The sequence below is a fragment of the Pantoea endophytica genome (genome assembly GCF_002858935.1).
Classification (GTDB): domain Bacteria; phylum Pseudomonadota; class Gammaproteobacteria; order Enterobacterales; family Enterobacteriaceae; genus Pantoea; species Pantoea leporis.
This window is the reverse complement of record NZ_PJRT01000002.1, coordinates 1-13,697: the sequence shown is the minus strand read 5'-3', so window position 1 is coordinate 13,697 and position 13,697 is coordinate 1. Positions and strand designations below refer to the sequence as shown.

The following is a 13,697-nucleotide window of genomic DNA, read 5'->3' as shown; positions in this document are numbered from 1 at the left end:
TAAGCCGCGAGATAAATATTATTTTAAAGGGTGAATGTTGGCATGAATTAAATAAGCGCGTCGTTCTGGTGCGCATAAATGCGCACCTACAAAACACGTCGGTCGCCATTAATGGTGACCTTGTTAACGCCTAATCAGAACAACTCACGATACAGCGCAGCGATCATCGTCACGCTGCACTCCCGCGGATTGCCCGGTGTACACACATCGGCGAAAGCTGCGGTGGCAAGCGCATCCACATCCTGCTCCTGCATGCCGATATCACGTAGTCTGAGCGGAATACCGATATCGTGGTTTAGGGTGATCACCGCATCAATGGCCAGCGCACGGGCATCGGCTAATGAACAGCTATAGGCACCTTCCATGCCCAGCGCATGGGCGATATCGCGGTACTTCTCGCCGGTATGCTCGGCATTGAACGCCATGATATGCGGCAGCAGAACCGCATTGGCGATGCCGTGCGGCGTGCCATAAAACGCGCCCAGCGGATGCGCCATACCGTGCACCAGACCCAAGCCAACATTCGAGAAGCCCATTCCGGCGATGTACTGACCGAGCGCCATATCCGCCACGCCCGCAGGCACGCCTTTAACCGAATCACGCAGCGAGCGGCCAATAATTTCAATCGCTTTGAGATGGAACATGTCGGTAAGTTCCCACGCGCCGCGCGTGATGTAGCCTTCAATGGCGTGCGTCAGCGCATCGACGCCGGTCGCCGCTTTCAGGCTGGCGGGCATGCTGGCCATCATGTCGGGATCGATAATGGCAATCGCCGGGATATCGTACGGGTCGTAGCAGACGAACTTGCGCTTCTTCTCTTCATCGGTGATGACGTAATTGATGGTCACTTCCGCTGCGGTGCCGGAAGTAGTCGGCACCGCAATGATCGGTACGGAGGGATTGCGCGTGGCGGCGCCGCCTTCCAGCATGCGCACGTCACTGAACTCGGGATTGGCAATCATCATGCCGATGGCTTTACAGGTATCCTGCGGCGAGCCGCCGCCCACCGCGATCAGATAATCGGCACCCGAACGACGAAAAGCCTCGACGCCCGCATGCACCACCTCAACGGTAGGATTGGGGATCACCTCATCATAGATGGCGAAACTGAGGTCGTGCTGCGCCAGCAGATCGGTGATGCGGGTGGCGACAGAAAACTTGATCAAATCCTTGTCGGTCACCACCAACGCTTTGTTAAAACCGCGTTTGTGAATCTCATCGACAATAGAATTAATCGCGCCCGCACCGAAATAGGCGGTCTCATTGAGGATCATTCTGTTAATCATATTAATTACCTTCACGTAGATGCCAGATTTAATATTTTTCGATTAAATTCATCAAGATAAGAAGATTTAACCGTATCCAGATTTACGTGGTAATGACGATACAGATATTGCGTTGCCTCAATAAAATCGCGGTTTCCATTGAGTCGAATAAATGGAAGGAATCATGATCCTAAACGCATAGTCTCGGCACGCTTCGCCGTGTCGTAAACATATTGCAGCATCGGTTCCAGGTCGGTGTCGGGCCCGGAGCTGATGATCTTGGCGCGCAGCCACTCAATCTCGCTGGTGATATCCGGCGGGAAAATGGTGTTGTTCTGCGCATTACGCAGCCATTTCAGCAGGAAGTTATTCTTGCCGCGCACGCCGCCAGACTTCTTCGTTTTGGCGTTGATTTTCAGGGCGACCAGAATGCAGTAATAGAAGTGAACGCGTTGGCTGTAGCTTTGCGGGATCATCTTCGCTCACCTGCCGCGACAAGTGAAAAATGTGATGTCGATCGGTTTTCCATTATCCGGATTCCTGCCTGAATGGGTCTAACAGCCGTGATCAATGCCGATCAGGGCGCTATTTCCGCGCTGTAGCCGCACGGTAAACGCACCATATGATAATCCTCGCGGCGGATGCAAGTCGGCATAATCCGGGAATTGAGGCGGGAGAAGGGCGTCATCAACGCTAAAAAAATAAGCGAAGCGGCTGAAAAAGCGCTGAGGCAATTCTTTTGCGGCATAAGGCTTAAAACGGCCACTTATCCTATAGCCAGGCCGCGCGTATCTGGCAATATCGTGATCTGCGTCTACACTTAATTCTGACGATGTTCGCAGTCAGCCTGGCGAGTGAGTTTAAATGATGTTTGTTTGTGGAGAGTTATCTATCGAAATTCCGTGTTATCTGCAAAACCTCCTCGCACACACTTCTGCGGTAGCAACCGCCTCGATCACCCAGCCAGCCTCCGAACATCCTGTAATGACAAATTCCACAAGACAGGAGAAGAGTCGTGACCTCCGCGGTTAATCACAACAGCACCTTGCCGTCATTAAGTGGCGGACTCTACGCCTTCTTTTTTGATGTAGACGGCACGCTGGCAGCGATTCAGTCGCAGCCCGAGTCGGTCTCCATTCCCGCTCCGGTACGCCAGCTGCTGCAACACATTTCCAATCTTAGCCACGGCGCCTTAGCGCTGGTTTCCGGCCGTCCGATTGCGCAACTCGACGCCTTAGTCGCGCCACTCGAAGCCCCCGCCGCGGGCGTGCACGGTGCAGAACGCCGCGATGCGGCGGGCCGCGTGCATCGCCACAGCTTGCCGGGGGATATTGCGCAAACACTGCAAACTGAACTGCAGCAGACGCTGGATCAGTGGCCCGATACGCTATTAGAAGTGAAAGGCATGGCATTTGCGCTGCACTATCGCAATGCGCCGCAGTACGAAAACGCCATTATGCAGCTGGCCGAAGACGCCGTTGCACGCTTTCCCGAGCTGGCGCTTCAGCCAGGTAAATGCGTGGTGGAACTGAAGCCGCAAGGCATCGATAAAGGCGCTGCCGTACGTGAGTTTATGCAGGAAGCACCCTTTGCCGGACGCATTCCGGTATTTGTGGGAGACGACCTGACAGATGAAAAAGGATTCCTCGTGGTAAATGCCATGCAGGGGATCTCTGTCAAAGTCGGTGAAGGGGCCAGCCATGCACGCTATCGCCTCAACAGCGTTGAGGCCGTATGGCACTGGCTTGAACAACTATTATTACAACTAGAACATGACAATGTTGGTAAGGAGTTTAGGTTATGAGTCGTTTAGTCGTCGTATCTAACCGTATCGCGATCCCCGATGGTAGCAAGGCCAGCGCAGGCGGGCTTGCTGTCGGTATTTTAGATGCACTGCGAGATACCGGTGGATTATGGTTTGGCTGGAACGGAGAGATCAGCGAATTCTCGGGTGAAGAAGAGGATGAAGAACTTACGCAGATCGAAAAAGACGGCATCACCTACGCGTCACTGCCGCTTAATCAAAACGATTATGATCAATATTATCTCCAGTTCTCCAATACCGTGATTTGGCCGGCGTTCCACTATCGCCTCGATCTGGTGCAGTATCAGCGCGAAGCCTGGGATGGCTACTGCCGCGTCAATACTTTGCTGGCGCAGCGCCTTAAACCGCTGCTGAAGCCCGACGATATTCTGTGGATCCACGATTATCATCTGCTGCCGTTTGCCGCCGAGCTGCGCAAGCAGGGCATTAATAACCGCATCGGATTCTTCCTGCATATCCCGTTCCCGACGCCAGAGATCTTCAATGCTCTGCCGCCGCATCAGGAGCTGCTGGAGATGCTGTGCGACTACGATCTGCTGGGCTTCCAGACAGAATCTGACCGCGTAGCTTTCCTTGATAGCCTGAGCCAGCTGACGCAGCTGCAGAATAAAGGAGAGAAGAAGCATCGTGCCTTCGGTAACACCTTTATGACTGAGGTCTATCCGATTGGTATTGAGCCGGACACCATTAAAGAGATGGCGGAAGGACCGCTGCCACCGAAAATGGCGGCGATGAAACGCGATTTGGGCGATCTGCAGAATATCATCGCCTGTGAGCGCCTGGATTACTCTAAAGGGTTGCCGGAGCGTTTTCTGGCCTTCGAAGCCCTGCTGGAGAATTTCCCGCAGCACCGCGGCAAAATTCGCTACTCGCAAATTGCGCCCACCTCGCGCGGCGATGTGCAGGCTTATCAGGACATCCGTCACCAGCTGGAAACGGAAGCGGGGCGCATCAACGGTAAATACGGCACGCTGGGCTGGACGCCGCTCTATTACCTCAATCAGCACTTTGATCGTCGTCTGTTAATGAAGATCTTCCGTCTCACCAACGTCGGCTTGATTACGCCGCTGCGTGACGGCATGAATCTGGTGGCGAAAGAGTATGTAGCAGCGCAGGACCCGGATAACCCTGGCGTGTTGGTGTTGTCCCGCTTTGCTGGTGCGGCCAATGAGCTGACTTCCGCGCTGATCGTCAATCCGTACGATCGTGATGACGTGGCGGCGGCGCTCGATCGCGCGTTGACCATGCCGCGTACCGAACGTATCTCGCGTTATAACGACATGATGGCGGTGTTGCGCAAACAGGATATTTCACACTGGCGTGAAAGCTTCCTGAAAGATTTAAATACTTTGCCGGTACGCAGTGATGATCACGGTACGGTAAATAAAGTCGCTACCTTTCCGAAATTAGCGTAACGCTTAATTGCACAATACATTGCGCCGCTACGGTAAATGCTAACATTGGGTGCTTTGCTCACTTATTGCACACTTCCGTAGCGGCGCGATTTATCGCACATTTTTGAATTTACGCTCCGCTGCACAGCGTTTTCACGCGCCACTGTAACTTCACGAAATCGATTTCATTTCTTTAAGCGCTAATGCGCTGACTCATCAGCAAAAAGCGCACGATTTGGTTAAAAAGCATACAATCGAAAGGCAAAAAGAGCTTTTTTTCCTCGCAACCCTAAAGATCTCAGGTGGCAGGCCGATAGTCATCGCGGAGCAAACCGAAAAATGCCTATTCATTCATTTCTCTAATGTAACGCCCTGTTACATCCCCTGCCGTGCGCTAAACACTCCCTACAATCCACTAACAGTTCCCTGGCGCTCTGCGCCCAGACTTCACGCTTCGCTAGCGTCTCGCTTTACGGCACATGGGCAATATTCCCTGTAAGTGATTAATTTAGAAGCGAATAGTTTCATGCTAATTCAGAGTATTATGCTGCATATAATCCTTTATATGGCGTGTTATAGCACCCTAATTCCTATAGGACAGATAACTGATCGCGTTGTAATGACAATCTTCCGCACAGCCTAAAATCCGCCTTACTTCAGCAAAATATTAAGGAAATAATCAGAAATCGCGCAAAAAATGGACAACAGAAAAGCGCTGCTGAAGGTTTAGAGAAAAAATTTGCCTTAAAAGTGTGACGTGGATCACACTTTATCTAAAATTTCGCGCCACTCACGTTGTATGTCGAAATCAGACAATATAGATTTGCCTTGTTTTCAGATTAGTCTTAAAAAACTGTAAGCAGACGTCACGGAAGATGGTTACAACTCAAGCAAAGAATGGCCTGGAGTTTTGATTACTACAGATCAGTGTCCTGACGAAAAGTGCAACAGTCAGGAGCACGTTGGCTCAAGCCTGATTATTTTTTGCCATCTTTAGATTTACCAACCAGCAGCCCGAACCATAGAACAATTTAATTCTGTGGCCGTATATGTGTCGCGTCTATCAGGATGGAAAAAAATGGGTACATCAGAATTACTAAAACATATATATGACATTAATCTGTCATATTTGCTTCTTGCTCAGCGTTTAATTAACCAGGAAAAAGCTTCAGCAATGTTTCGTTTAGGCATCGATGAATCGATGGCTGATGCATTGTCGCAATTAACTTTACCTGAGATGGTAAAATTAGCGGAAACCAACCAACTGGTTTGCCAGTTCCGATTTACCGATCACAACCATATTAATCGCCTGACTCAAGAGTCACGTGTGGATGACTTACAGCAAATCCACACCGGTATTTTATTATCCAGCCGTCTCCTGCGAAATGCGTCTAAAGATGACGTCTCTGCGAAGAAGAGGGCCGTTTAATGAGCGAAAAAAGTATTGTTCAGGAAGCGCGTGATATTCAGCTGGCCATGGAGCTGATTACATTGGGCGCACGACTGCAAATGCTGGAGAGTGAAACTCAGCTGAGCCGTGGTCGCCTGATTAAACTCTATAAAGAGTTGCGTGGTGCGCCACCACCGAAAGGTATGCTGCCATTCTCTACCGATTGGTTCATGACCTGGGAACAAAATATCCACTCTTCTATGTTCTGTAACGCCTGGCAGTTCCTGCTGAAAACCGGCTTGAACAGTGGCGTTGAAGCGGTAATCAAAGCTTATCGCTTGTATCTTGAGCAGTGTCCGCAATCGGACGAGGGCCCGCTGTTGGCGCTAACGCGTGCATGGACCCTGGTGCGATTCGTTGAAAGTGGCATGCTGGAACTGTCTGACTGTAAGTGCTGTGGTGGCAGCTTTATTAACCACGCTCATCAGCCCATCGGCAGCTTTGTCTGCAGCCTGTGCCAGCCGCCATCACGTGCCGTAAAAAGACGTAAACTTTCTGCAGATTCTGCCGATACCTTTCCACAACTGCTGGATGAACAGGTTAAACGCGCCGTTTAAGTTTGTTCGCATCGTGGAAAACATCCAGCAGCGGTTAATACCGCTGCTTTTTTTTTGCCTGCGATCAACGAATAACACCTGCGGCTCTCTGGCTTAACTTCCATCAACACGTTACGGACGTAAGGATTTTTTGTGCTGATAATTCTGGGTTATATCGTGGTCGTCGGCTCCGTGTTGGGCGGCTACGCGATGGTCGGCGGACATTTAGGCGCGCTTTATCAACCGGCGGAGCTGATCATTATCGGCGGTGCCGGTATTGGTGCCTTTTTAGTCGGCAATAATGGCAAATCGATTAAGAAAACATTAAAAGCGCTGCCATTGTTAATGCGCGGCTCGAAATATAACAAAGCCGTATACATGGATTTAATGGCGCTGCTTTATCGCCTGATGGCGAAATCCCGTCAGCAAGGCATGTTGTCATTAGAACGTGACATTGAAGATCCCAGCCAGAGTGAAATTTTCGCTAACTATCCGCGTATTTTGTCCGATAAACAGTTAGTCGATTTTATTACCGATTATTTGCGTTTGATGGTCAGCGGAAATATGAACGCCTTCGAAATTGAAGCGTTGATGGATGAAGAGATTGAGACCTACGAGCACGAGTGTGAAGTCCCCGCGCAAAGTATCTCGGCGGTGGGTGATGGCTTACCGGCTTTCGGTATTGTCGCGGCGGTAATGGGCGTGGTGCACGCACTGGCGTCAGCCGACCGTCCGGCGGCCGAACTGGGTGCGTTAGTGGCGCACGCGATGGTCGGTACTTTCCTCGGGATTTTGCTGGCCTACGGTTTTATCTCTCCGCTGGCATCGGTGCTGCGTCAGAAATGTGCCGAAACCACCAAGATGATGCAGTGCGTGAAGGTGACGTTGCTCTCCAGCCTCAACGGTTACGCACCGCAAATCGCGGTGGAATTTGGTCGTAAAACGCTTTACTCCGCTGAACGTCCGTCGTTCTCGGAGCTGGAAGAGCACGTGCGTAACGCCAAGAACCCGGCGAAACAAACTTCGGATGAGAATTCATGAAAGCAGGCAATCGCCCCATTGTGCTGGTTAAAAAGCGCAAACATAAAGGTCACCATGGGAGCCACGGTTCGTGGAAGATTGCCTATGCCGACTTTATGACGGCGATGATGGCGTTCTTTATGGTGATGTGGTTGCTCTCCATCTCCAGCCCCAAAGAGTTGGTCCAGATTGCGGAATACTTTAAAACGCCGCTGAAAGTGGCGTTGACCGGCGGTCAGCGCAGCAGCGACAGCGAAAGTCCGATCCCCGGCGGCGGCGATGATCCGACGCAGCAGAAGGGTGAAGTGAAGAAGATTGTCGATATGGATGCGCAGAAGAAGAAGCTGGAGGAGATCCGCCTGAATCGCCTGCGTGAAAAGCTCGACCAGCTGATTGAAGCCGACCCGCGTCTGAAAGCGCTGCGTCCGCATCTGATCATCAACATGGTCGAAGAGGGACTGCGCATTCAGATTATCGATAGCCAGAACCGCCCGATGTTTAAAACCGGCAGCGCGGACGTGGAGCCTTACATGCGCGATATCCTGCGCACTATCGCGCCGGTGCTGAATGATATTCCGAACAAAATCAGCCTCGCGGGTCACACCGATGATTTCCAGTATGCCAACGGCGATCGTGGCTACAGCAACTGGGAACTGTCGGCGGATCGTGCCAATGCCTCACGGCGCGAGCTGGTGATTGGTGGCCTCGACGGCGCCAAAATGCTGCGTGTGGTCGGTATGGCCGACACCATGAAGCTGAAAAACCGTGGTGCTAATGATGCAGTCAACCGCCGCATTAGCCTGCTGGTGTTGAATCACGACACCGAAGCGGCGATTGAAAAAGAGAATGCCGAGAGCGATGCCGTTCAGGTGAGCGACCCGGCGCAAATGATTCCCAACATTACCGCACCCGCTGTACCGGCTGCGTCGACTGCCCCAACAGGTTCCACTGCAACACCGGCTGCGCCGACTGCTGCAACGGCCCCTGCGGCAGCGGCGACGCCCACGGCGAGCGCGGTGACACCAGACCAACCCTCACAGCCGAGGTGATCCCGTGAGCATGGACATCAGCGATTTTTACCAGACGTTTTTCGATGAAGCCGATGAGCTGTTAGCGGATATGGAGCAACACCTGTTGGGACTTGATCCCCAGGAGCCCGATTCCGAGCAGTTGAATGCCATCTTCCGCGCCGCCCACTCCATCAAGGGCGGAGCCGGTACGTTTGGCTTTACGGTTTTACAGGAAACCACCCACATCCTGGAAAACATTCTGGATGGTGCGCGCCGCGGCGAGATGCAGCTCAGCACCGATATCATCAACCTGTTTTTGGAAACCAAAGATATTATGCAAGAACAGCTCGATGCCTATAAAACGGCGCAGGAGCCGAATGCAGAAAGCTTTAAATATATCTGCGAAGCGCTGCGTCAGCTGGCACTGGAAGCGAAAGGCATTGCGCCTGAAGCGCCCAAAGTCGCCGAAGTGGTTGAGATCGCAGCACCAGTTTCGGCCGCAGGTCTGCGCCTGCAACTGGTTGACCTGAAAGAGAAAGAGCCGGAGCTGATGCTGGAGGAGCTCGGCAATCTCGGTACCGTCAGCAACGTGGTGAAAGGCGCCAATTCGCTGGACGTTACCATTGATGGCGTCGGCAAAGATGACATCGTCGCGGTGCTCTGTTTTGTGCTGGATGAAGCACAGATTCACTTCCCGACAGGCGCGGCGGCGGTTGCCGACGCCCCGGTTGCTGAAGTGGCTGCTGAACCGGTGCAAACCGCCACCGTGACCGATATCACCCCAGCGGTGAAGCGCGAACCTAAACGTGCCGCCGCACCGGCCAAAGGCAGCGAATCCAGCAGCATCCGTGTTGCCGTCGAGAAAGTGGACCAGCTGATTAACCTGGTTGGCGAACTGGTGATCACCCAATCGATGCTGGCACAGCGCTCCGGTGCGCTGGATCCGGTAGCGCACGGCGACCTGCTGAACAGCATGGGTCAGCTGGAGCGTAACGCCCGCGATTTGCAGGAATCGGTGATGTCGATTCGTATGATGCCGATGGAGTACGTCTTCAGTCGCTTCCCGCGTCTGGTACGCGATTTGGCCAGCAAGCTGGGCAAAGAAGTGGAGCTGACGCTGCTTGGCAGCTCAACCGAGCTGGATAAGAGCCTGATTGAACGTATCATCGATCCGTTAACGCACCTGGTGCGTAACAGCCTCGATCACGGTATCGAAACCCCGGAAAAACGTCTGGCTGCGAATAAAACCGCCGTTGGCAACCTGACGCTGTCGGCGGAACATCAGGGCGGCAACATCTGCATCGAAGTGATCGATGACGGTGCCGGTCTGAACCGCGAACGTATTCTGGCTAAAGCGCTGTCGTCTGGCCTGCCGGTCAGCGACAGCATGAGCGATGAAGAAGTCGGCATGCTGATCTTCGCGCCGGGCTTCTCCACCGCTGAGCAGGTCACCGACGTGTCGGGACGTGGCGTGGGCATGGACGTGGTGAAACGGAATATTCAGGAGATGGGCGGTCACGTCGAAATCTCCTCGAAGCAGGGCAAGGGCACCACCATTCGCATCCTGCTGCCGCTGACGCTGGCGATCCTCGACGGCATGTCAGTCCGCGTCGCTAACGAAGTGTTCATTCTGCCGCTCAACGCGGTAATGGAATCGCTGCAGCCAACCGCAGAAGAGCTGAAACCGCTGGCCGGTGGCGAGCGCGTGCTGGAAGTGCGTGGCGAATATCTGCCGCTGGTGGAACTGTGGAATGTGTTTGAGGTGCAGAATGCCAAAACCGACGCCACGCAAGGCATTGTGGTGATTCTGCAAAGCGCAGGCCGTCGCTATGCGCTGCTGGTCGATCAGCTGATTGGTCAGCATCAGGTGGTAGTGAAAAACCTTGAAAGCAACTATCGCAAAGTGCCGGGCATCTCTGCCGCCACCATTTTAGGCGATGGTAGCGTGGCGCTGATTGTGGATGTCTCAGCACTGCAATCGTTGAACCGTGAAAAGCGTGTGGCCGGTGCCGCAGCGTAATAGATAACGAAAGGGTAAAAAAATGACTGACATGGCAACCGTGACCAAAATCGCTGGCGAAACCGTGGGCCAGGAATTCTTAGTTTTCACACTGGGTGACGAAGAGTACGGCATCGACATTCTGAAAGTGCAGGAGATTCGCGGTTACGATCAGGTAACCCGCATCGCCAACACGCCGGAATTCATCAAAGGCGTCACCAACCTGCGCGGCGTGATCGTGCCGATCATCGACCTGCGTGTGAAGTTCTCGCAGCCGGATGTGGTGTACAACGAGAACACCGTGGTGATCGTGCTGAATCTTGAGCATCGCGTGGTGGGCATCGTGGTGGATGGCGTTTCTGACGTGCTGTCGCTGACGCAAGAGCAGATTCGTCCTTCACCGGAGTTCGCGGTCACCATGTCCACCGAGTACCTGACCGGTCTGGGCGCGCTGGGTGAACGTATGCTGATTCTGGTCGACATCGAAAAGCTGCTGAGCAGCGAAGAGATGGCGCTGGTGGATAACCTGCGTACTGCATAGTCCCCGCAACGGGCCGCGCTGCTGCGGCCCGTTATCATTACATACATTAATTAATTCCTTACAAATCAACAATAAATCCGCAAAAAATCGCTGTAATATCCCTCAATCTTCTCCGCCCCTGGTCGATAACCGATCGGTACGATTTTTTCCTTCATTTTCCAGGGCAAACTATGTTTACGAGAATCCGCGTTGTCACCAGCTTATTGCTGGTGTTGTTAGTGTTTGGCTTTTTACAGCTGGCATCCGGCTCACTGTTTTTTAAAGCGCTAAGCGATGACAAAAACAGTTTTAACGTTTCACAACTGGCGAGCAAAAACACCGCCGCCATCAACGACGCCTACATGAGCCTCAATCAGAGCCGTGTGGTGTTAACCCGCATTCAGCTGCGCATGGCAACCAGCAAACTGACCGGTACCGAAGCGGATATCGCCGGTTTGTACGGCGACAGCAAAGCCTTCCAGAAAGAGGCCGCCGATAACTACCAGCTGTTTAAAGCGACGCCGGACACGCCGGGACAGGATGCCGCGCTCAACAAACGTCTCGATCAAACCTATACCGCCTATGCCAGCGCGCTAGGCCAGTTGCAGGACGCGTTGGTCGCAAAAGATCTCGATCAGGCAGCCAAAGCGCCGGTTGCGCCAAGCCAAAACGCCTTCCTGAAAGAGTACCGCCAATGGCGTGCCGATCAGGATCGCCTGACTGCGGCGGGCGTCGAAGCCAACAGCTCAGCCTACGATCACATGATCTGGCTGTTAGGCGCGGTGCTGGCGATTGTGGTGGCGGTGATTGTGCTGTGCTGGTTTGGCATGCGCAAAATCCTCATCAAGCCGCTTAATGAGAATATCCAGCATATTCAGCACATTGCGCAGGGCGATTTGACGCAGCGCATCACGGTCGAAGGACGCAACGAAATGAGCCAGCTGGCGGAAAGCCTGCATGAGATGCAGCAGTCGCTAGTGCGCACGGTGAGTGATGTGCGTGACGGTTCGGATGCCATCTTTACCGGAGCGAGCGAAATCTCTGCGGGCAACAACGATCTCTCGGCACGTACCGAAGAGCAGGCGGCTTCACTGGAGCAGACCGCCGCCAGCATGGAACAGCTGACCGCCACCGTGAAGCAGAACGCCGAAAACGCGCGTCAGGCGTCGCAGCTGGCGTTGAGTGCTTCCGAAACCGCGCAGAAGGGCGGTGATGTGGTGCAAGGCGTGGTGCGCACCATGAGCGACATCGCCGGCAGTTCGAAGAAGATCGCCGACATCACCAGCGTTATCGATGGCATTGCCTTCCAGACCAATATTCTGGCGTTGAACGCGGCGGTAGAAGCGGCGCGCGCCGGTGAGCAAGGCCGTGGCTTTGCGGTGGTCGCGGGTGAAGTCCGTAATCTGGCCCAGCGCAGCGCGCAGGCGGCGAAAGAGATTAAAGGGTTGATTGAAGACTCCGTCAGCCGCGTGAACAGCGGATCTGAACTGGTGGGCACCGCCGGTGAGACCATGAGCGATATCGTTAATGCGGTAACGCGCGTCACCGACATCATGGGCGAAATTGCCTCGGCATCGGATGAGCAGAGCCGTGGTATCGATCAGGTCGGCCAGGCGGTGACGGAGATGGATCGCGTGACGCAGCAGAACGCCTCGCTGGTGGAAGAGTCTGCCGCGGCGGCGGCCTCGCTGGAAGAGCAGGCGAGTCGCCTGAGCCAGTCGGTGGCGGTGTTCCGCGTACCGCGCGCGGCACACGCGCAGCCGCAGGCCAGAAGCGGCGTGCGTCATCCGCAGATCGCACCCCCCACGCTCGGCACACCGCGTAAAGCGCTGACCGCGGCAGCGGGGGACAGCAACTGGGAAACGTTTTAAGTTTCGGAGTGGTCGGTCCCTCACCCCGGCCCTCTCCCGCACGCGGGAGAGGGAGACGCTGCCCCATGCAGGCTCGATCGGTTCCCTCTCCCACTTGTGGGTGTACAGTCCGGGGACATGGTGAACACTTGTTCGGGGACATGGTAGACACTTACAACTAAGGCATAAGAACCCGTTTATGGAGTCGCTTATGTCCTGGGATGCGAGAGATACCATGTCATTACGTAAAGAGTTTGTTCTGCTCGCCTCGCAAGGCGGGGCGAACATCCGCGCACTCTGCCGTCACTACGGCATTTCTTCCGCCACTGCCTACAAGTGGCTTCGCCGCTGGGCTGAAGAGGGAGAATCCGGTCTTGAGGACCGCCCCTGCATACCCCATCACTCTCCCAACCGCTCGTCTGACGACATCACTGACCTGCTTCGTATGGCGCATGAACTTCATCAGCACTGGGGCGCGCGCAAGATAAAGCGCTGGCTCGAAGACCGCGGACACCGCATGCCCGCCTTCAGCACCGTCCACAGCCTGATGGCCCGCCACGACCTGCTGCCGGGCTCAGCTCCGGGTGTCCCGGCCACGGGCCGGTTTGAACATGCGGCCCCGAACCAGCTCTGGCAGATGGATTTCAAGGGGCATTTTCCCTTTGGCGGCGGCCGCTGCCACCCGCTTACCCTCCTTGACGATCACTCCCGCTTCTCGCTTTGCCTCGTACACTGCGCTGATGAGCGGCGTGAGACGGTGCAGAAGCAGCTGGTCAGAGTCTTTGAACGTTACGGCCTGCCGGACCGGATGACGATGGATAACGGTTC

12 protein-coding genes are annotated in these 13,697 nt (G+C 54.2%); 10 read left to right on the top strand and 2 right to left on the bottom strand.

Going from position 1 to position 13,697, the window contains the following annotated elements:
* Window positions 1-134: 134 nt before the first annotated feature.
* Window positions 135-1,286 carry a lactaldehyde reductase gene (gene fucO / locus PZBJ_RS00725; protein ID WP_101760740.1) on the bottom strand — a complete coding sequence of 384 codons (1,152 nt, stop codon included), beginning with the start codon at window positions 1,284-1,286 and terminating at the stop codon, window positions 135-137.
* 161 nt (window positions 1,287-1,447) lie between these two features.
* Window positions 1,448-1,741 (bottom strand): hypothetical protein, encoded by a 294-nt coding sequence (locus PZBJ_RS00720; protein WP_218168224.1) that lies wholly within the window; start codon window positions 1,739-1,741, stop codon window positions 1,448-1,450.
* A gap of 539 nt (window positions 1,742-2,280) precedes the next feature.
* On the opposite strand from PZBJ_RS00720, the gene otsB reads away from it, so the two are divergent.
* The 10 genes from otsB to PZBJ_RS00665 form a co-directional block, all read left to right on the top strand.
* On the top strand, window positions 2,281-3,069 hold the full coding sequence (otsB, locus tag PZBJ_RS00710) for a trehalose-phosphatase (RefSeq protein WP_101760738.1): 789 nt from the start codon (window positions 2,281-2,283) through the stop codon (window positions 3,067-3,069).
* Window positions 3,066-4,505: an alpha,alpha-trehalose-phosphate synthase gene (gene otsA, locus PZBJ_RS00705; RefSeq protein WP_101760737.1), complete on the top strand. Its 1,440-nt coding sequence runs from the start codon at window positions 3,066-3,068 to the stop codon at window positions 4,503-4,505. Before otsB ends, otsA begins: the two co-directional genes overlap by 4 nt.
* Before the next feature lie 1,057 nt (window positions 4,506-5,562).
* Window positions 5,563-5,913, top strand: a complete 351-nt coding sequence (gene flhD, locus PZBJ_RS00700; protein WP_008102850.1) for a flagellar transcriptional regulator FlhD — start codon at window positions 5,563-5,565, stop codon at window positions 5,911-5,913.
* On the top strand, window positions 5,913-6,491 hold the full coding sequence (gene flhC, locus PZBJ_RS00695) for a flagellar transcriptional regulator FlhC (RefSeq protein ID WP_101760736.1): 579 nt from the start codon (window positions 5,913-5,915) through the stop codon (window positions 6,489-6,491). The genes flhD and flhC overlap by 1 nt, the downstream gene beginning before the upstream one ends.
* 132 nt (window positions 6,492-6,623) lie before the next feature.
* Window positions 6,624-7,511, top strand: coding sequence for a flagellar motor stator protein MotA (gene motA, locus PZBJ_RS00690; protein WP_007891047.1), 888 nt, complete (start codon window positions 6,624-6,626; stop codon window positions 7,509-7,511).
* The gene (motB, locus tag PZBJ_RS00685; RefSeq protein ID WP_101760735.1) at window positions 7,508-8,539 is read left to right on the top strand and encodes a flagellar motor protein MotB; all 1,032 of its coding nucleotides are present in this window, start codon (window positions 7,508-7,510) and stop codon (window positions 8,537-8,539) included. Before motA ends, motB begins: the two co-directional genes overlap by 4 nt.
* Before the next feature lie 10 nt (window positions 8,540-8,549).
* Entirely contained in the window at window positions 8,550-10,520 is a 1,971-nt protein-coding gene (gene cheA / locus PZBJ_RS00680) for a chemotaxis protein CheA (RefSeq protein ID WP_206098189.1), read from the top strand.
* 22 nt (window positions 10,521-10,542) lie between these two features.
* A complete protein-coding gene (gene cheW / locus PZBJ_RS00675) occupies window positions 10,543-11,040 on the top strand; it encodes a chemotaxis protein CheW (RefSeq protein WP_008102858.1) in 498 nt (165 codons plus the stop codon).
* A gap of 170 nt (window positions 11,041-11,210) precedes the next feature.
* Complete coding sequence (locus PZBJ_RS00670) at window positions 11,211-12,890, top strand: methyl-accepting chemotaxis protein (protein ID WP_101760733.1); 1,680 nt, start codon at window positions 11,211-11,213, stop codon at window positions 12,888-12,890.
* A 190-nt stretch (window positions 12,891-13,080) separates the two neighbouring features.
* Window positions 13,081-13,697: DDE-type integrase/transposase/recombinase (locus PZBJ_RS00665; RefSeq protein WP_420818490.1), on the top strand; the 617-nt coding region annotated here is incomplete at its 3' end.

Excerpts from the sequence above, each read along its gene's own strand:
- cheA (WP_206098189.1), top strand. The coding sequence starts at position 8,550 with ATGGACATCAGCGATTTTTACCAGACGTTTTTCGATGAAGCCGATGAG.
- fucO (WP_101760740.1), bottom strand. The coding sequence starts at position 1,286 with ATGATTAACAGAATGATCCTCAATGAGACCGCCTATTTCGGTGCGGGC.
- cheW (WP_008102858.1), top strand. The coding sequence starts at position 10,543 with ATGACTGACATGGCAACCGTGACCAAAATCGCTGGCGAAACCGTGGGC.
- motB (WP_101760735.1), top strand. The coding sequence starts at position 7,508 with ATGAAAGCAGGCAATCGCCCCATTGTGCTGGTTAAAAAGCGCAAACAT.
- flhD (WP_008102850.1), top strand. The coding sequence starts at position 5,563 with ATGGGTACATCAGAATTACTAAAACATATATATGACATTAATCTGTCA.
- PZBJ_RS00670 (WP_101760733.1), top strand. The coding sequence starts at position 11,211 with ATGTTTACGAGAATCCGCGTTGTCACCAGCTTATTGCTGGTGTTGTTA.
- otsA (WP_101760737.1), top strand. The coding sequence starts at position 3,066 with ATGAGTCGTTTAGTCGTCGTATCTAACCGTATCGCGATCCCCGATGGT.
- PZBJ_RS00720 (WP_218168224.1), bottom strand. The coding sequence starts at position 1,741 with ATGATCCCGCAAAGCTACAGCCAACGCGTTCACTTCTATTACTGCATT.
- flhC (WP_101760736.1), top strand. The coding sequence starts at position 5,913 with ATGAGCGAAAAAAGTATTGTTCAGGAAGCGCGTGATATTCAGCTGGCC.